General features: G+C 33.9%; 19 protein-coding genes. 14 read left to right on the plus strand and 5 right to left on the minus strand.

From position 1 onward, the window contains the following. Positions 1–17 precede the first annotated feature (17 nt). The gene (locus BUB89_RS04360) at positions 18–1,892 is read right to left on the minus strand and encodes a M1 family metallopeptidase (protein ID WP_073242339.1); all 1,875 of its coding nucleotides are present in this window, start codon (positions 1,890–1,892) and stop codon (positions 18–20) included. Between the two features lie 60 nt (positions 1,893–1,952). After that, complete coding sequence (locus BUB89_RS04365; RefSeq protein WP_073242342.1) at positions 1,953–3,575, minus strand: S8 family peptidase; 1,623 nt, start codon at positions 3,573–3,575, stop codon at positions 1,953–1,955. A 344-nt stretch (positions 3,576–3,919) separates the two neighbouring features. Here BUB89_RS04365 and BUB89_RS04370 point away from each other — a divergent pair, with 344 nt between their 5' ends. Continuing rightward, positions 3,920–6,928, plus strand: a complete 3,009-nt coding sequence (locus BUB89_RS04370; protein ID WP_073242345.1) for a T9SS type A sorting domain-containing protein — start codon at positions 3,920–3,922, stop codon at positions 6,926–6,928. Between the two features lie 2 nt (positions 6,929–6,930). Beyond that, complete coding sequence (locus tag BUB89_RS04375) at positions 6,931–7,608, plus strand: glycoside hydrolase family 78 protein (protein ID WP_073242348.1); 678 nt, start codon at positions 6,931–6,933, stop codon at positions 7,606–7,608. Between the two features lie 102 nt (positions 7,609–7,710). On the opposite strand, the gene BUB89_RS04380 is transcribed toward BUB89_RS04375, so the two are convergent. Continuing rightward, positions 7,711–8,568 (minus strand): MBL fold metallo-hydrolase, encoded by an 858-nt coding sequence (locus BUB89_RS04380; RefSeq protein ID WP_073242350.1) that lies wholly within the window; start codon positions 8,566–8,568, stop codon positions 7,711–7,713. 237 nt (positions 8,569–8,805) lie between these two features. On the opposite strand from BUB89_RS04380, the gene BUB89_RS04385 reads away from it, so the two are divergent. From BUB89_RS04385 to BUB89_RS04440, 12 genes are all read left to right on the plus strand, one after another. Next, positions 8,806–9,135: a HesB/IscA family protein gene (locus BUB89_RS04385; protein ID WP_073242352.1), complete on the plus strand. Its 330-nt coding sequence runs from the start codon at positions 8,806–8,808 to the stop codon at positions 9,133–9,135. An 81-nt stretch (positions 9,136–9,216) separates the two neighbouring features. Beyond that, on the plus strand, positions 9,217–10,665 hold the full coding sequence (sufB, locus tag BUB89_RS04390) for a Fe-S cluster assembly protein SufB (protein WP_073242992.1): 1,449 nt from the start codon (positions 9,217–9,219) through the stop codon (positions 10,663–10,665). A 16-nt stretch (positions 10,666–10,681) separates the two neighbouring features. Next, positions 10,682–10,888 carry a DUF2683 family protein gene (locus BUB89_RS04395; RefSeq protein ID WP_073242354.1) on the plus strand — a complete coding sequence of 69 codons (207 nt, stop codon included), beginning with the start codon at positions 10,682–10,684 and terminating at the stop codon, positions 10,886–10,888. Continuing rightward, positions 10,879–11,148: a Txe/YoeB family addiction module toxin gene (locus BUB89_RS04400; RefSeq protein WP_073242357.1), complete on the plus strand. Its 270-nt coding sequence runs from the start codon at positions 10,879–10,881 to the stop codon at positions 11,146–11,148. Before BUB89_RS04395 ends, BUB89_RS04400 begins: the two co-directional genes overlap by 10 nt. A gap of 23 nt (positions 11,149–11,171) precedes the next feature. Continuing rightward, positions 11,172–11,924, plus strand: a complete 753-nt coding sequence (gene sufC, locus BUB89_RS04405) for a Fe-S cluster assembly ATPase SufC (RefSeq protein ID WP_073242359.1) — start codon at positions 11,172–11,174, stop codon at positions 11,922–11,924. An 84-nt stretch (positions 11,925–12,008) separates the two neighbouring features. Continuing rightward, positions 12,009–13,325 carry a Fe-S cluster assembly protein SufD gene (gene sufD / locus BUB89_RS04410; protein WP_073242361.1) on the plus strand — a complete coding sequence of 439 codons (1,317 nt, stop codon included), beginning with the start codon at positions 12,009–12,011 and terminating at the stop codon, positions 13,323–13,325. Between the two features lie 229 nt (positions 13,326–13,554). After that, positions 13,555–14,769, plus strand: coding sequence for an aminotransferase class V-fold PLP-dependent enzyme (locus BUB89_RS04415; protein WP_073242363.1), 1,215 nt, complete (start codon positions 13,555–13,557; stop codon positions 14,767–14,769). Positions 14,770–14,778: 9 nt separating this feature from the next. Next, on the plus strand, positions 14,779–15,216 hold the full coding sequence (locus tag BUB89_RS04420; protein WP_073242365.1) for a hypothetical protein: 438 nt from the start codon (positions 14,779–14,781) through the stop codon (positions 15,214–15,216). Next, positions 15,206–15,625 carry a SufE family protein gene (locus BUB89_RS04425; RefSeq protein WP_073242367.1) on the plus strand — a complete coding sequence of 140 codons (420 nt, stop codon included), beginning with the start codon at positions 15,206–15,208 and terminating at the stop codon, positions 15,623–15,625. The genes BUB89_RS04420 and BUB89_RS04425 overlap by 11 nt, the downstream gene beginning before the upstream one ends. A 157-nt stretch (positions 15,626–15,782) precedes the next feature. Beyond that, a complete protein-coding gene (locus BUB89_RS04430; RefSeq protein WP_073242369.1) occupies positions 15,783–16,106 on the plus strand; it encodes a DUF59 domain-containing protein in 324 nt (107 codons plus the stop codon). 82 nt (positions 16,107–16,188) lie between these two features. Further along, positions 16,189–16,695, plus strand: coding sequence for a DUF2480 family protein (locus tag BUB89_RS04435; RefSeq protein WP_073242994.1), 507 nt, complete (start codon positions 16,189–16,191; stop codon positions 16,693–16,695). 124 nt (positions 16,696–16,819) lie between these two features. Then, a complete protein-coding gene (locus tag BUB89_RS04440) occupies positions 16,820–17,566 on the plus strand; it encodes a DUF3078 domain-containing protein (RefSeq protein ID WP_317048472.1) in 747 nt (248 codons plus the stop codon). An 82-nt stretch (positions 17,567–17,648) separates the two neighbouring features. Here the strand turns inward: BUB89_RS04440 and hflX are convergent, their stop codons facing one another. Both hflX and BUB89_RS04450 read right to left on the minus strand, forming a co-directional pair. Next, positions 17,649–18,881: a GTPase HflX gene (gene hflX / locus BUB89_RS04445; protein ID WP_073242371.1), complete on the minus strand. Its 1,233-nt coding sequence runs from the start codon at positions 18,879–18,881 to the stop codon at positions 17,649–17,651. A gap of 94 nt (positions 18,882–18,975) precedes the next feature. After that, complete coding sequence (locus tag BUB89_RS04450; RefSeq protein WP_073242373.1) at positions 18,976–19,452, minus strand: FKBP-type peptidyl-prolyl cis-trans isomerase; 477 nt, start codon at positions 19,450–19,452, stop codon at positions 18,976–18,978. Positions 19,453–19,570 lie beyond the last annotated feature (118 nt).

Genomic DNA, 19,570 nt, shown 5'->3' on the forward strand with positions numbered 1-19,570 from the left:
ATCCCTAACGCAATTCCCTACTTCACCTCAACACTATTATTTTTCAATTGTACATCGGCCATTAATCCGCTTGGGTCGATGGTAATTTTTTTGATGGTGCTTTTAGGTTTTGAAATGCTAAACTCATATTTTGGGTTTGCCCAAGGCCAATCTCCTAAAACCGTTCTTTTAATATCCGGATTCGGGTTTTCTTTTTCAAAATATAGCATTCGCAACGGAATATAAAAACTCTCTTTTGTTCCATCGGCATATTCGACTAAAAGATCAATAGGCATGGGCATTCTGCCTATTCGCTCTAAACTCACCACCGAATTTTCACCCTTTTCATTCACTGCTGTGATTCCGTAATCAATCGTGTTGGTAGTTTGTGTCCAATCGGTCAGATACCAATCGAGTTCCGCTCCCGAAACGCGTTCGGCAGTACGCTTGATATCATTTGGAGTAGGATGTTTGAATTTAAAATCCTGATAATATTTTTTAATCGTCTTAGCTAAATTATCCTGACCAATTAAATATCCCAATTGCGACAAGAAAATACTTCCTTTGATGTAAGACGAAATACTATACGGTCTGTTCTCATCATAACGATCAGCATGAGTCGTTTGTGGTTGCTCTTTACCTGATTTTACTAAATCGGCATACAGTATGTAACTTGTTTTAAAAGGATTTGATTCTTTTTTAACTGCAAATTCATTGACTGCCAAATCCTCTACATAAGTGGTAAAACCCTCATCCATCCACGGATGTTTGGACTCATTAGAAGCTAAAATATGCTGAAACCAGGCGTGACCTAATTCATGCGTAGCGGTACCAAAAATCCCTTCTAAAGTTCCATTTCCTAAAATCAAAGTACACATGGCATATTCCATTCCGCCATCGCCACCCTGAATAAAAGAGTATTGTTTATAGGGATAATCGCCAATGTTCTTGTTGTAAAAATCCATTACCTTAACCATTAAAGGCTGGAGATTTTTCCAGTTTTCAATGATTTTAGGATTGTTTTTATATAAAAAATGCAAATCGACATCATTGGGTCCTTTTACCACATCATGGATGTATTCTTTATCGGCAGCCCAGGTAAAATCATGCACCATTGGCGCTACAAAATGCCAAGTTAGGTTTTTGGTTCTTTTAGGGTATTTTACCTCAACACCATTTTCCTGATACCCATGCCCTATTTCGTTAGCGTTTTGTAAATAACCCGAACCTCCTAAAACATAGTCTTTGTCAATGGTAATTTTTACATCAAAATTTCCCCAGACACCGTGAAATTCTCTGGCAATGTAGGGATCAGCATGCCAACCTTCAAAATCAAATTCGGCTATTTTTGGGTACCATTGCGACATTGAGAATTCGACTCCTTCGGCATTGTTTCTACCCGAACGACGAATTTGAACCGGAACCTGACCTTCAAAATTTAAAGTAAAGGTAGTTTTAGAATGGGGTAAAATTGGCTTTGCCAAAACAACTTCTAAAATAGTACCGGTAGTTTTTGTATTTGCATCAACTTCGTCTTGTTTAAAATTGCTGATTTTTAAATAGCCTGTTTCATCGGGTTTTAAATTCTGGATTCGGTTTACTTTAACCTCTTTTCCATCGACCTTGGTTTTTTTAACCATTCGGGCATCGGCATCCTTGATGTTATCCGCTCTTTCCGCCATTTCACTTCCGGGCTGGAAAGCATTTGGATACAAATGATAATATACTTTCTTCAAAGTATCCGAAGAATTATTGGTGTAAACCAATTCCTGAGTGCCCTGGTATTGATATTTTTTAGCATCCATGACAACATCCATTTTATAATCAACGGCTTGTTGCCAGTAAGCGGTGTTTTGGGCAACTAAAGAAAATGCATTTGATAAAATTAACGATAACAGCAGAATTTTTCTCATTTGTATTGAATAAAAAATGGAAGGATAAATACCCTTCCATTTGATTTTTAATTAGTAAAATTATTTTTTAGCCATTTGATTTGCCATCAAAATGGCGTTGTAGGCGTTTACTATTCTGCCAGTTTTTGATAATTCATTAAATGGTCGAATGTCCTGTGGATTTCCTCCTACCACAACATCCTTACTTATTACCACACCTGAATCCATCAGAATATGTTTGACTTGTGAAGCCGTCAATTTTGGATAATAGGAACGAATTAATGCCGCAACACCAGCTACATTTGGCGCAGCCATTGATGTTCCTTGTAAAAACTTATACGTATTCTCAGGCGTTGTAGCATAGATTTTTACACCGGGAGCAAAAACATCTACATTTATTTTTCCTATATTTGAAAAACGAGCCACGATATTTTTTCCATACTCAAAATTCAAGGCTCCCACAGTGATTAAGTTATCTGAAATCTCTGTTTTTTTATCTTCAGAATCATTTGGAAAATTATCATAAAAATCAATATTTTTTGCATCATTTCCTGCAGCATGAACGATTAAAACATCTTTTTCGGCAGCATATTTTATCGCATCAAAAACCCAGTTTTTATGCGGAGAAAAGCTTTTTCCAAAACTTCCGTTAATTACTTTAGCTCCATTATCAACAGCATAACGAATGGCTAATGCAATGTCTTTGTCGTATTCATCGCCATCAGGAACAGCACGGGCAGTAAGGATTTCAACATTATTAGCAATTCCGTTTCCTCCAATGTTGTTGTTTCTAGCCTGCGCTACAATTCCGGCAACGTGGGTTCCGTGTAAAGCTTCATTTTTATCGGGACCTATAACATTGTTGTTTCCATAATTAGTATTAGTAATGTCATTTGGGTTGTCTCCTAATACTTTTCGATAATCAGTATCTAAATCATTCTTGTTTAAAAGTTCGTCTTTAGCATCTAATTCTTTTTGGATTTCAGTTTTCAAATCGGCAATAGGCATTCCGTAAGAAAATAGTCGTTCCATAATCATTTTACTTTTTTGAACTAAAGTATCTTTAGAATCAATCGTTTTTACCTCTTCAAGGGTATAAACTTCTTTTCCTAATTGCTTCTGGATATTTGCATCTGCTTTTACCGTCTGGTCAATTAAGGTTGCTAAATAATTTTTTTCTGCCTGAGCATCGCTTATTTTTTTATCGTAGATTTTTTTAGCTTCCAGATAAGTGGCTTCATCTACCAGCGATTTATCTTTAATAATTCTCTCATATTCTAAATGTTCTTTAGTAATATCGCCCAGAAAATTCCAGCCATGAATATCATCTACATATCCGTTTTTATCATCGTCAATTCCGTTTCCGGGAATTTCTTTTGGATTCGTCCAAAGTACTGATTTCAAATCTTCGTGTTCGATATCAACACCTGAATCTACAATACCCACAATTACTTTTTGGGATTTTCTGTTTTTTAACAATTCGGCATAAGCTCTGTTGACACTCATCCCGGGAACAGTATCTTTAATAAGGTCATACTGATTCCAATATTTCAATTGGTCTTCCGTTAAAGCCTTCTTTTTTGTAATATTTTCAGGTGCTGTAATAGCAGTCACTGACTTATAATTGGGTAATTTTTGCGCTCCACATCCTGCTAAAACCAAAGCAGAAAACAGCGAAAGGCTAATGGATTTTATTGTATTCATGTATTTTAGATATTTTGTCTATTTCAAATATAGATTAAAAATAATTTTCTTACTCGAAAATTTTCAGGATTAACACTAGATTAAGATATCAGAGCAGGAAAAAACCTCCGATAATCGCACCCCTTTTTCGGTATGTTTTACGGTGAATATAGTATCAAAAGTAAAGTCTAATTGATTTTACTCATAACCAAACATTTATTCTACAAAGCCTAATCAAATTTAAAGAAAAACAAATTCTTACAAATAATTTTTATTGTAGTTTTGTGTAATAAAAAAATTACACCTATTGCAAATGAAAATAAAACTACTCTTTTTACTATTTTTTGTAATATGAAAAAATTAATATGAAAAAAATTTTAAAATTTCTATTCGTACTGTTTTCTTGTTATAATTTGACCGCTCAAGATTTAAAATTTATTCCATCATCAGAAGGATATGGTATAAATGACGTTGCAGATGATAAAGCTTTGCAGCCTTTTTTCAAAGATAACTTATATATATATTGTTCTACTCATAAACTAACTTCAACAAGTCCAATAACAAAAAGAGGTTGTATTGTTAGGGTTGATATTTCTAATGGAGAAAAATATGTTTTTCCTGACGATGTCTATTTGCCAGCTAAAAATGGATATAATGCGAAGAAAATAAATAATGATATTGTTTTTAAATTTGGAAATTGGTTAGCGAAAATAGATACTAAAACAAATAAACTAACAATTATTTCTAATAATGTAGATGTCTTTGATGTTTTTGATCATTATGTAATTTACGATGCGGATCAATCTCCATATACGACTCGTATTGTAGATTTAAATACTAATGTTTCAACAGAATTATTATCACCAAACAATAAAAAGCTATACCGACTTGGAGCAACATATTATTATAACGGAGTCTTGTATTTTAGAAGTCAACATATCACTTTAGGGGTGTATTACGGAATATATAAATATGTTCCTTCTACTAAGACTATAACAGAAATTATTGGAAAAAATGTGGTATCTGGTCCAGAAATTTATCAAAATAGAGATGAAATTACTAGAGTAAATGATAATATCATTTTTCTAATGAAAGATACAGATTATAAATTGAAGTACTATTCTGTAAATTTAAATACACAATCTCTAAACACTTCTTTTACATTTGACAATAAAGTAGTCTATGACATTGCAGTAAATGATTTAATGGTTTTTAACAATACGGTTTACTTAACGGCTGGAGGAAAAGTCTATACATCGGATGGGGTTTCTACACCTGTAGAAAGTAATTATCCTACATTTATCAATAACGGTCATGCAGATAGTAATGGAGATGTTTTATACTTTAACAACATAGCTTATCTACAGTTAAATACTCCCGAATACGGATATGAAATCTGGAAATATGATGGAACACTCAAAGACAAGGAATTAGTAAAAGATATTACACCGGGTACGGAAAGTTCATTTGCTATAAATAAAAATGGTTTCATAAATAATGACAGAATTATATACACCGTAAATCAAGGTCCTTTAGCTTATTCTTTCTATGTTACTGATGGGACTTCAGAAGGGACAACTTGTATTTTGAATAACTTTAATTATCTTTCTTTTACTGATCTTTTTTTTGAAGGAGATATAATATATTTTTATGGTGATAATGGAATAAATAGAGGGTTGTATTCTCTAAATTATAAACTAGGATTACCAAGTCCTTTGAATGCAACAATTAACCAGACTAATATAGTTTGTATTGGTGATAATACAGGACAAGCGAGTGTAACGATTTCAGGTGGAAATAGTCCCTACACTTATGAATGGTCGAATGGAAAGACGACAGCTTCAATTTCAGGATTAACGGAGGGGACTTACTCATGTAAGATTACAGATGCTAATTCTACAACATTGACTAAAAATTTTACTATAACTACAGAAACCGACACTGAAAAACCAACAATTACAGGACTTCCAACAATCACTACAAATACAACTTCAAATTGCACAGCTACAAATGTTATTTTAGGAACTCCAACAACCTCTGACAACTGTAGTATTGCTTCTGTTACAAATAATGCTCCAACCGCTTTCCCTATAGGAACAACAACAGTAACCTGGACTGTAAAAGATGCAAGCAATAACATCGCAACAGCTACGCAAATAATTACAGTAAAAGATATAACTAAACCAACAATCACAGCTCCTCCTGCTTTGACTGTAACTGCAAATTCAAATGGAACAGCCTCTGGAGTAGACTTAGGTACAGCTATAACAGCTGATAATTGTTCTGTAGCATCTGTAACTAATGATGCTCCAACTACTTTTCCACTAGGAAATACTACTGTAACCTGGACTGTGAAAGATGCCAGCGGTAACATTGCAACAGCTACACAAATAGTAAGCGTAAAAGAGGCAATTTCAATCCCAATACCTAATTTTTCGGCTTCTACAACTGCTGCTAATATTAATGAAAGCATTAATTTTAAGGACAATTCAACAAATACACCTACCTCTTGGATTTGGGAAATTACTCGAACAGGTTCTACCCCGCTTATCTCTACATTGCAAAACCCTACATTCACCTTTGTGGATGCTGGAATTTATACTGTAAAACTAACTGCTACAAATAGTTCCGGCAGTAATACAAAGACTGTTACTGATATGATTACTGTCGTTATACCACTTCCTTCAAACAACTTCACCATCGAATCTAAAGGAGAAACTTGTTTGAATGAAAATAACGGAGCTATCAATATTACCGCTAAAGCCAATTATAATTATATTGCCAATATCAACGGCACCAATTATGCTTTGACTAATAATTCTCTGACAGTCGCTAATTTGGCTCCGGGAACTTACGCAATCCGAATTACGATTCCAGGACAATATTTTGAACAAAATTTCTCCGTAACGATTCCTAAAGCGGCAACAATTACTGGAAAATCAACTATTTCTTCGCGATTAGCATCAGTAGAAATAACAGAAGGAACAGCTCCTTATACTGTTTTTGTTAATGGTAAAGAACAATTTGAAACGACTTCGGATACTTTTTCTGTTACTGTTAACAATGGTGATTTCTTAGAAGTAAAAACCGCTAAAGCCTGTGAGGGAATTTATCTGAAAGAAATTGCAGATGCCCAAGCCTCAATTGTAGCGCACCCAAACCCAACCAAAGGAGAATTTACAATTGAAGTTCCTGTTTCTCTTAAAAATATCAATATTGATTTATATACTACCGATTCTAAAATTATTTCTTCAGAAACAAAAAGTGTAACAAATGGTCAAATCAAATTCAACATTGAAAACCAGCCTGCCGGTGTTTATTATGTAAAAATCTATTTGAACACACCTAAATACTTAAAAATCATTAAAAAATAAAAATGAAGAATTTTATATACTTTATCATCATTGGTTTTTTATCCATTTCATGTAGCAATGGTGGAGAGGATACTAACGATACCGCACCAATAGCCCCTACTTTAGTAGCTCCGGCAAATAATAAATTATGCCTTAACAATTCCGTTGATTTTGAATGGAACATTGACACCGAAGCGAACAAAACAACCAGCTACCAAATTCAAATTGCCAAAGACAATCAATTTACCCCAATTGTAAAAACCGTTACTACAGTTTCCGATTTACAAACCATTCAACTCGAAAAAAACACAGCTTACTACTGGAGAATAAAAGCTACTGACAGTCAAAATTCTTTAAGTAGTTTTTCGACTACATATAAATTCTATACTGCTGGTGAAGCGGTTACAAATCGCTTACCATTTTTACCTGAATTAGTATTTCCCGCTTCCAATTCAGTTTTAAATACTGCTACTGCAAAATTGAGTTGGACAGCTACTGATGTTGATGCAACTGATATTCTTGTATATGATGTATATTTTGGCACTACAACTACTCCAACACAAAAAATAAGTGAAAATATCACTACCACTACGCTTGATGTAAACTTAAATACTGGAAAAGAATATTATTGGAAAGTAGTCGTTAAAGACAATAAAGGAGGAGAAACAACTGGTCAAATATGGAAATTTAAAACAAATTAATTTCTATTGGTATAAAACTGCACTTTTATAAAAAGTGGAACACATAAAATTAAAAAAACTCCATTTTAAAATTAATCTCAAAATGAAGTTTTTGTTTACATACTACAAAATATCCTCTAAGGAAAAAACCTCCGATAATCGCACGCCTTTTTCGGTATGTTGTACGGTGATTATCGGATTGTGTGCATCGTGTTCCAGAAACAAATAGTAATTATTATCGGCAGCTGCGTTCATGAATTTTGCTTTTTCGTCCATCGTTAACAGCGGTCTCGTATCATAACCCATCACATAAGGAATAGGAATGTGTCCGGCTGTTGGTAATAAATCGGCACAAAAAACAATAGTTTTTCCTTTGTAATGAATATGCGGAATCATTTGTTTTTCAGTATGTCCATCAACAAAGAAAATTCCGAAATCCAATTCTGATTTTTCCAGGAAATCGGTTTCATTTCTTTTGATAAAATGCAACTGACCGCTTTGCTGCATTGGCAAAATATTCTCGGACAGGAAAGAAGCTTTTTCCCGCGAATTGGGTTGGGTTGCCCATTGCCAATGATTCTCATTCGACCAAAATTTAGCATTTTTAAAAGCGGGTTCATATCCTGTTTTGTCAGCGTTCCATTGAATAGCACCTCCACAGTGATCAAAATGCAAATGCGTCAAAAACACATCCGTAATATCGTCACGGTGAAACCCAAATTTAGCCAACGAGGCATCCATAGAATGCGTTCCCCAAAGCGAATAATACCCAAAAAACTTCTCCGATTGCTTATTCCCCATTCCGGTATCAATCAAAATCAGTTGGTTTCCATCTTCGATCAACAAACAACGGGCTGCAATATCAATTAAATTATTAGTATCGGCGGGATTGGTTTTATTCCAGATTGTTTTAGGTACAACGCCAAACATGGCACCGCCATCCAGTTTAAAATTTCCTGTTTCTATGGGGTAAAGTTTCATATCTTTTATTTAAAAAGTTCTAAATAATTAGCAATGGCAATTTATGCAAAAGGAATGCATTTGTAAAAATAAAATGATGTTATATTATTTGAAAACCAAAATAAAATAAACTCATTCTAAATAACTGTAATAAATAACTATTATCTATTTGCTTATTAGTTATAAAAATGTTATCTATTGTGCAATACCGTTTTTATGCCTTATCTTTGCAGTTAATTTAGACAAAATCAACACACAATGATAAAGGTTTCTGATACTGCCAAAAAGAAAATCATCGACTTGATGAAAGACGATGGTTTTGATGCCGCCACAGATTATGTAAGAGTAGGTGTTAAAAGCGGCGGATGCTCGGGCTTATCCTATGATTTAAAGTTCGACAAAAACAAAGGCGAAGATGATAAGATCTTCATAGACAATGATATTACGATTGCTGTAGAAAAAAAATCGTTTCTTTATTTAGCCGGAACTATTCTTGAGTTTTCGGGTGGATTAAACGGAAAAGGATTTGTTTTTAATAACCCAAATGCAACCAGAACTTGTGGTTGCGGAGAAAGTTTCTCACTGTAATATAAAATAAAAAACATTTAAACCATTACGATATTAAGCCAGTTAAGTCTTGATTTCTTTATGGTTTTAAAAAATAAAAAAATGAGTAAATATACAGAAGACGATTTAAAAATCGAACTCGAAACGAAAGAGTACGAGTACGGATTTTACACCAATCTTGAATCGGAGACGTTTCCTATTGGTTTAAATGAAGACATTGTTCGTGCCATTTCACATAAGAAAGGTGAACCTCAGTGGATGACCGATTGGCGTATTGAAGCCTACAGAGCATGGGAAGAAATGACTGAACCGGAATGGGCTAATGTTAGTTATGTTAAACCGGATTTTCAGGCTATTTCCTATTATTCAGCACCAAAAACGGTAGACCCGAATAAAACGCTGGATGATGTAGATCCGGAACTTTTAGAAATGTACAAAAAGTTAGGTATCTCAGTCGATGAGCAAAAAATGATGAACAATGTGGCGATGGATATTGTAGTTGACTCGGTTTCGGTGGCTACAACATTTAAGAAAACATTAGGCGAAAAAGGGATAATCTTCATGAGTATCTCTGAAGCTATCAAAGAACATCCGGAATTAGTGCGTAAATATTTAGGAACTGTAGTGCCGCAAAAAGACAACTTTTATGCCGCCTTAAACTCAGCTGTTTTCTCTGATGGCTCTTTTTGTTATATTCCAAAAGGAGTAAAATGCCCTATGGAATTATCAACGTATTTCCGTATCAATCAGGCAGGAACAGGTCAGTTTGAAAGAACGCTGGTTATTGCTGACGAAGGAAGTTATGTATCTTACCTTGAAGGTTGTACTGCTCCTAGCCGTGACGAAAACCAATTGCATGCTGCTGTAGTAGAACTTATTGCTCTTGAAGATGCCGAAATTAAATATTCTACCGTTCAAAACTGGTTCCCCGGAAACAAAGAAGGTAAAGGTGGGGTTTACAATTTTGTAACCAAAAGAGGTTTGTGCGAAACGAATGCTAAAATTTCCTGGACTCAAGTAGAAACGGGTTCTGCAATAACTTGGAAATATCCTTCGGTTATTTTAAAAGGAGATAATTCAGTAGGTGAATTTTATTCGATTGCGGTAACTAATAATTTCCAACAAGCCGATACAGGGACTAAAATGATTCATTTAGGTAAAAACACTAAATCGACTATTATTTCTAAAGGTATTTCGGCAGGAAAATCACAAAACAGCTACCGAGGATTAGTGCAAATTAGTCCAAGAGCCGATAATGCTCGTAACTTTTCTCAATGTGATTCCTTATTAATGGGTAACAATTGTGGAGCACATACTTTCCCTTATATCGAAAGTAAAAATCCATCTGCCAAAATAGAACACGAAGCAACAACATCTAAAATTGGTGAAGATCAGGTTTTCTATTGTAATCAACGTGGAATACCAACAGAAAAAGCCATTGCTTTAATCGTAAACGGTTTCAGTAAAGATGTTTTAAACAAGTTACCAATGGAATTTGCCGTTGAAGCGCAAAAATTACTGGAAATTTCATTAGAAGGTTCAGTAGGGTAATTTTAAATTTAAAGTCATGGATATTGTTTTAAAAAATGTAAAGAAAAAAGATTTTCCGGTTTTAAAATCACTGGCAAAATCGCTTGGATTTGAAATTACAATTGAAGAAGAAAAACCATACGATCCAGAATTTGTAAAAGAAATTTTGGAAGCTGAAAAAAGCATTAAAGAAGGCAGAGGAACCCGAATGACAATGGAGGAATTGAAAGAACTATGCAAATAGATTTTTCTGATAAAGCAAAAGCTGATTTAAATTTTTGGATAAAGTCTGGGAATAAAGGAATGTTAAAAAAAATTTATTCTTTAATAGAAGATATTCAATTACATCCTTTTGAAGGTCTTGGAAAACCTGAAGAATTAAAACATCAGTTATCCGGACGCTGGTCAAGAAGAATTAATAAAGAACATCGTATCATATATAGAGTTACCGAAGAAAACAAAATAGAAATATTAAATATTCTTTCTCTGAAAGGACATTATTAAATAAAAGAAAAACACGCTAAAGAATGTTATCAATAAAAAATTTACACGCCTCGATAGGTGATAAAGAAATTCTTAAGGGAATTAATTTAGAAATAAAAGCAGGAGAAATTCACGCGATAATGGGACCTAACGGTGCCGGAAAAAGTACGCTTTCGGCAATTATTGCAGGAAATGAAAACTACGAAGTAACAGACGGTGAAATTCTATTGGAAAACGAAGATATTTCAGAGTTAGCTCCTGAAGAAAGAGCTCATAAAGGAGTATTTCTTTCGTTCCAGTATCCTGTTGAAATTCCTGGCGTTTCAGTAACTAATTTCATGAAAACTGCTATCAACGAAACTAGAAAAGCAAACGGTCACGAAGAAATGCCTGCTAACGAAATGTTGAAAGTAATTCGTGAAAAATCAGAATTATTAGAAATTGACCGCAAGTTTTTATCCCGCTCTCTTAACGAAGGTTTCTCTGGTGGAGAGAAAAAACGTAACGAAATTTTCCAAATGGCAATGTTAGAGCCTAAACTGGCTATTCTTGACGAAACTGATTCCGGATTGGATATCGATGCTTTGAGAATTGTGGCTAATGGTGTTAACAAATTAAAAAGTGATAAAAACGCTATTATCGTAATTACGCACTACCAAAGATTATTAGAATATATCGTTCCTGATTTTGTTCACGTATTGTACAATGGAAGAATTGTAAAATCTGGTGACGCGAGCCTGGCTTTAGAATTAGAAGAAAAAGGATACGACTGGATTAAACAAGAACAAGAAGCGTAAAATTAGTTTGCAGTTTACAGTTTGCAGTTCCGATAATTATCGGAAGCACTCCTAACTTATAACTCCTAACTTATAACTACAAAAATGGAATTAAAAGAAAAATTAATCTCATCGTTCATGGCTTTTGAAGAACGCATCGATGTTCATTCAGAACTGCATGATGTGAGAACTTCGGCTTTAAAAAACTTTGAAACAAAAGGATTTCCTTCTAAAAAAGAAGAAGCCTGGAAATATACTTCGCTAAATGCCATTCTAAAAAATGACTTTACCGTTTTTCCTAAAAAAGACAGTGCAATAGAATTTAATCAGGTAAAAAAATACTTTATCCACGAAATCGATACGTATAAAGTAGTTTTTATTGACGGTATTTTTAGCTCTCACCTGTCTTCAACTACTCACGATGGAATCGATGTTTGTTTAATGTCTTCGGCATTGACAAAACCAAAATACAAAATGGTTATTGATAACTATTTTAACAAAATTGCCAGTAAAGATGATAGCCTGACTTCATTAAACACTGCTTTTGCCAGCGAAGGGGCTTATATCAACATCCCTAAAAGCAAGGTTGCTGATAAACCTATTGAGATTATGTATTTCTCAACAGGAAATGAATCAGCATTGATGACTCAGCCACGAAATTTAGTGATTGTAGGCGAGAATTCTCATGTACAAATTATTGAACGTCACCAAAGTTTAAGCGAAAATCCTGTTTTAACCAATTCGGTTACAGAAATTTTTGCTCAAAAACGTGCCATTGTGGATTATTATAAAATTCAAAATGATAGCCTTGAAGCGAATCTAATTGACAACACTTACGTTTCGCAACAAAAAGAAAGTCATGCTTCTGTTCACACGTTTTCTTTTGGTGGAAACCTAACCAGAAATAACCTGAATTTTTACCATTATGGTGAAAGACTGACAAGTACATTGAATGGTATTACTATTATTGGTGACAAGCAACACGTAGATCACTATACTCTAGTAAACCACGCGGAACCAAATTGCGAAAGTTTCCAGGATTATAAAGGAATTTTCTCAGATCGTTCAACAGGCGTTTTCAACGGAAAAGTATATGTAGAGAAAGAAGCTCAGAAAACGAATGCTTTCCAAAAAAGCAACAACATTTTATTGAGTGACAAAGCTACTATTAATGCGAAACCACAATTGGAAATTTTTGCTGATGATGTAAAATGTTCTCACGGTTGTACGGTAGGACAATTAGACGAAACCGCTTTATTCTACATGCAACAACGAGGGATTCCTAAAAAAGAAGCCAAAGCTTTGTTGATGTATGCTTTCTCTAATGCAGTAATCGAAAACATCAAAATACCGGAATTAAAACAAAGAATCACTAAAATCATTGCTATGAAATTAGGAGTGAAATTAGGATTTGATTTGTAGTTTTTAAACGAATAAATACACAAAGGGCACAAGGTTTTTACTAAACTTTGTGCCCTTTGTAAATTTTACTTAGTGTGTTGGTGTGAAATTTCTAAAGATTACGTGATTTATTAATATATAAAATCTCTAATAAATTAAACTGATACTACAATCAATCAAAACGAACAATTGAGGTAAAAAACAATTTTAGTTTTAGTACTTTTGTATAATAGAATTTTTCTAAATAGTTATGCTGAACATTCAAAAAATAAGAGCCGATTTTCCTATTCTTAATGAAAAAGTAAATGGAAAACCATTAGTATATTTCGACAACGGAGCTACTTCGCAAAAACCGCAGGTAGTTATCGATGCGATTGCAAAATATTATCAGGAAATTAATGCCAACATTCACCGTGGTGTACATACTTTAAGCCAGTTGGCCACTGATGCCTATGAAATTTCCCGTAGCAAAATTCAAAAGCACATTAATGCTAAACATGCTCATGAAGTACTTTTTACTTCAGGAACTACTTTTGGGATTAATTTAGTAGCTAACGGATTTGCTTCCATTTTAAAACCTGGCGACGAAGTGATGGTTTCGCATTTAGAACATCACAGTAACATTGTTCCCTGGCAAATGCTTTGTGAAAAGACAGGAGCTACGCTAAAAGTCATTCCTATGGATGAAAATGGCGAATTGATTATGGCGGAATATGATAAACTGCTTTCGGACAAAACAAAAATTGTTACGGTAAATCATATTTCCAATGCACTTGGAATTATCAATCCTGTAAAATACATGATTGATAAAGCGCATGAAGTAGGCGCCGCTGTTTTTATTGACGGAGCTCAGTCAGCAGCGCATTTAAGACCTGATGTTCAGGCATTAGATTGTGATTTTTATGCTTTCTCCGGACATAAAATGTGTGGTCCTACAGGAACCGGAATTTTGTACGGAAAAGAAACCTGGCTGAATAAATTACCGCCTTATCAGGGTGGTGGCGAAATGATCAAAGAAGTTACTTTCGAAAAAACTACATATGCCGATTTACCTCATAAATTTGAAGCCGGTACACCTAATATTGCCGGAGGAATTGTACTGGGAACAGCTATTGATTATTTAAATGAAGTAGGTTTTGAAAACATTCAAAAACAAGAATTAGAATTATTGGAATATGGAACCAAACGATTATTAGAAATCGAAGGTTTGCGTATTTATGGAAATTCTAAAAATAAAACTTCGGTAATTTCGTTTAATATCGAAGGCATTCACCCGTATGATATTGGCAGTATTATTGATAAATTAGGAATTGCAGTAAGAACAGGACACCATTGTGCCCAGCCTATTATGAATTTCTACAGCATTCCGGGAACCATAAGAGCTTCATTCTCTTTTTACAATACTAAAGAAGAAATAGATGCCTTAGTTGAAGCGGTTAAAAAAGCCCAATTAATGTTATCTTAAAATAAAAACATGAAACTACTATCGTTATTATTTCTGACTATTTTTCTAGGCAAAGGCTGCGAAGGAGTTTCTCAACAAAATATTGAAACGGCTCAATTGATTTATACAGCAAACTCCAGAGGATTTTACCGGGAAATTAGTATCGAAAATCATGTTGCAAGCATAAAAAATGACAGAAAAGGGAAAGCTGTTCAAACTAAAATCTCAGATACAGACTGGAAAGAATTCGTTAAACTTTTTCAGGAAGTAGATTTAGAAGAAATAAAAAACCTGAAATCGCCTACGGAAAAACGTTTTTATGACGGTGCGGCAATCGCTAATCTAAAAATAAATTATGCAGGAAAAAACTATGAATCACAAAGTTTTGACCATGGTTTTCCTCCTGCCGAAATAAAAAAAATAGTGACTAAAATAAATTCATTTGCAAAACAAAACAATGAAAATTAAAGACATACAAGAAGAAATAGTTGATGAATTCTCCATGTTTGATGACTGGATGCAGCGTTATGAATACATTATAGAATTAGGAAAAAATCTTCCTTTAATCAAAGAAGAATCAAAAATTGACGAAAATTTAATTAAAGGCTGTCAATCTAAAGTATGGTTACAAGGAGAAAAAAAGGATGATAAAATAGTGTTCACCGCCGATAGTGATGCTATATTAACTAAAGGAATTATTGCTATTTTAATTCGTGTTTTTTCAAATCAGACACCCAAAGATATCATTGATGCCGAAATGGACTTCATTGACGATATAGGACTAAAAGAACATTTATCTCCTACGAGAGCTAATGGATTGGTTTCGATGATAAAGAATATTAAAATGTATGCTTTGGCATTTGATGCTAAGAAATAAGCTTTTTTTAAAACATATAAGTCATAAAAGTCCATAAAAGAAAGTTTAATACTATCTTTATGATGCCCCGAATAACTATATGTTTTATAGTAATTAAAAAGAATACTAAATTTAAAGGAACTTATATAACTTATAGGATTCAAAACAACTAAACAAAATGGAACAAGAAATAGACACCAACCAATTAGGAGAAGCGATTGTAATGAAATTAAAAACCATTTATGATCCGGAGATTCCTGTAGATATTTATGAATTAGGACTAATTTATGACGTAATGGTAAATACCGATTATGAAGTAAAAATCTTAATGACACTAACATCTCCAAACTGTCCTGTTGCCGAAAGTTTACCTAGAGAAGTAGAAGAAAAAGTAAAATCAATTGAACACATCAAAGGTGCTGAAGTAGAAATTACTTTTGATCCGCCATGGAGCAAAGACTTAATGAGCGAAGAAGCTAAATTAGAATTGGGAATGCTTTAAAAAATAGTAAGCAGTAATCAGTAGCAGAAGGCAGTTTCTATAGCTACTGAACACTGAATACCGTTAAATGAATACTAGAATAATGGAAGAAATTGTAAATAAAGTAGCAAACAGTGCCTTGGAAGTTTTCGACTTAGAAGATTACTATCCTAAAGGCGTTCGTACGCAAATTGATATTTCGCAATGGTTACTCGAAGGATTTTTATTAAAAGAAAAAGACTTTAGAGAACAACTTAAAAATCATGACTGGACACAATATCAGGATCAATATGTAGCAATTAATTGCAGTACTGATGCCATTGTTCCGGCATGGGCTTCTATTTTAGTAGCAATACAATTAGCGCCTTTTGCTAAAAAAATCATCAATGGAAACAAAGAAGATTTAGATGCATCTTTATACGAAGAATTGCTTCCTAAAATAGATTATAAAGTTTACGAAAATAAATCAGTTATTATAAAAGGTTGTTCAAAAAAACCAGTTCCTACAAGAGCATATGTGTTAGCAGCTCACCATTTACAACCTTTTGCAAGAAGCATTATGTATGGAGAAGCCTGTTCAGCAGTGCCTTTGTATAAAGCAAAAAAGTAACTAAAATCAATAACATCTATATGAGAAAACTACTTCTATTTGTTGTTTTAATTCTGACAGCCTTTACAATTCAGGCTCAGGAAACAGAAAAAGATACCACAAAAGTGTGGACAAAAAAAGCAATATGTCTTTATTGTTAAGTCAATCAGCATATAACAGACAATGGCTGGGTGATGGAACTTCAAACGTTGCTGGGAATTTTGGTTTAAACTACGACTTTAATTATAAAAAAGGAGATGTAGTATGGGATAATAAATTTATCCTTGCTTATGGTTTAAGTAAAATAAAAGGGAATGAAAATACTGCCAAAACAGACGACCGTTTGGAATTAAATTCTCTTTGGGGAAAAAAAGCTAAGGCTAAAAACTGGTATTATTCGATGTATTTTAATTTTAAATCGCAAATGGACGTGGGTCTTGATAAAAATAATCAGGTGATTTCTCATTTTTTCTCTCCGGCCTATTTTCAATTTAGACCCGGTTTTTTATGGAAAAAAGATAACAATGCAAGTATTAACATTGCTCCGGCAGCAGGTAAATTAATTTTGGTTCACAAGCATTTTACAGATTTAGGTTCTTCTTTTGGTGTTTTACAAGGAGACAATACCCGTTTTGAATTTGGAGCCAGCGTTTCAGCTTATTATAAATTTGTTGCTCTTACCAACGTTACGATTGAAAACCGCCTGAATTTATATTCTAATTATTTAGAAGATCCACAAAATGTTGATATCGACTACCAAATGAATGTAGTGATGAAAATCAACAAATACCTTTCGGCAAATGTTGCATTGCAAACCATCTATGATGATAACGCTATAAAAGGTGTTCAGGTAAGAGAAGTATTTGGCTTAGGAGTTAATTACGGATTTTAGAAAATCTATCTTAATCATAAAAAATCCCTTTTGAAAAAATAATTTCAAAAGGGATTTTTTAGTTTTATTTCGAAAAAAAAAATTATTCTTTTTCTTCTTTTTCAATCGCATCCTTATAATCCGGATACAGGAATTTGTTGTATGGAAAACGCGTAATGTGAATTTGGCGTACGGCTTCGTAAACTCTTTCTCTGAATTCTTCGAAATTTTCTTTGTTGGTTGCCGAGATAAACAATGCCTTTTCTTCCCCTACACGACTCATCCAGGTGGATTTCCACTCTTCCAGCGTATAGTGTTTAGTCGTTTTTTCGGTCATTAAATCGTCTTCGTCAATAGTCAAATGTCTATACGAATCTATTTTATTGAAAACCATAATTACTGGTTTGTCAGCTGCTTTGATGTCTAATAAAATTTGATTTACCGAAGCGATATGGTCTTCAAAATCAGGATGTGAAATATCAACCACATGCAATAATAAATCGGCTTCACGAACCTCATCAAGCGTACTCTTGAAGGAATCTACCAACTGTGTGGGTAATTTTCGAATAAAACCTACCGTATCCGAAAGCAGAAAAGGTAAATTCTTAATCACCACTTTCCGAACAGTAGTATCCAGTGTGGCAAACAATTTATTTTCGACAAAAACATCGCTTTTGCCTATGGCGTTCATCAAAGTCGATTTTCCCACATTGGTATAACCCACTAAAGCCACACGAACCATAGCGCCGCGATTGCTTCGTTGAGTACCCATTTGCTTGTCGATAGCCTTGATTTTTTCTTTCAATAACGAAATTCGGTCACGTACAATACGACGGTCGGTTTCAATTTCCGTTTCTCCCGGACCACGCATTCCGATTCCCCCTTTTTGACGCTCTAAGTGGGTCCACAATCCCGAAAGTCGCGGTAACAAATAGATACATTGTGCCAGTTCTACCTGGGTTCTTGCATAGGAAGTCTCCGCTCTTTGTGCAAAAATATCCAGAATCAGATTGGTTCTGTCCAAAATTTTACAATCGATAATTTTGGAGATATTTTTTTGCTGCGAAGGCGTTAATTCGTCATCAAAAATAATGGTGGAGATTCCGTTCTCTTTTACATAATGATGAATCTCGTCTATTTTTCCGGTTCCAAGAAAAGTCTTTGGATTGGGTTTGTCTACTTTTTGGAAAAAACGTTTTACCACTTGTCCGCCTGCAGTATAAGTCAAAAACTCTAATTCATCCAGATACTCATTGAGTTTCTCTTCACTCTGATTTTGAGTTACAATACCAACAATGGCCGTTTTTTCGAAATTTATTACTTCTTTTTCTAACATATCATATAATAAGCTGCAAATTTAATGATTTGCAGCTTAGGAATTGAATTTATAATTTCTTAAAAATATTCCTTTTGTCTGAAAAAAAGAAATTTTAATTCACTGAAATTAATTTAACTTCAAAAATAAGTACTGATGCACCCGGAATGCTTCCATAATCATTTCCGCCATATCCTAGTTTTGCAGGAATAACAAGCAATGCACTTCCGCCTTCTTTTAGGTATGAAATTCCTTCTGTCCAGCCTTTTACCACCTGATTCAGTCCAAAAGAAATTCCTTTTTCATCACTTTGATCAAATACTTTCCCATCCATAAAATAGCCTTTGTAAGCCACGGTTACATTAGACTCAGGAGTTGCCTGCTTACCGGTTCCTGGATCTTTGATTACATAATACAACCCGGATTCGCTTTTAGTTCCTTTTAATCCTTTTTCAGCAACATATTTTTCAATTTCCTTTTCATTTTTGGCTACATAAGGAATTTCACTTGGTGCTTCGCTGGTATTGTTACTTTCTTTTTTACAGGAAATAAAAAGAGTCAAAATCAATACTGCTGATAATAAATGTTTCATAGTAAAATATTTTTTTTAAAGGCCAAATATAGTAAAATTCGAACTATGACCTTTAAAAATTAAGCCCCCTCAATTTCGATCGGTCTTATAAAAAAGTGAGCTTTATTTATTTGGGAAT

This window comes from Flavobacterium flevense (assembly GCF_900142775.1).
In the GTDB taxonomy this organism is placed as follows: Bacteria; Bacteroidota; Bacteroidia; order Flavobacteriales; family Flavobacteriaceae; genus Flavobacterium; species Flavobacterium flevense.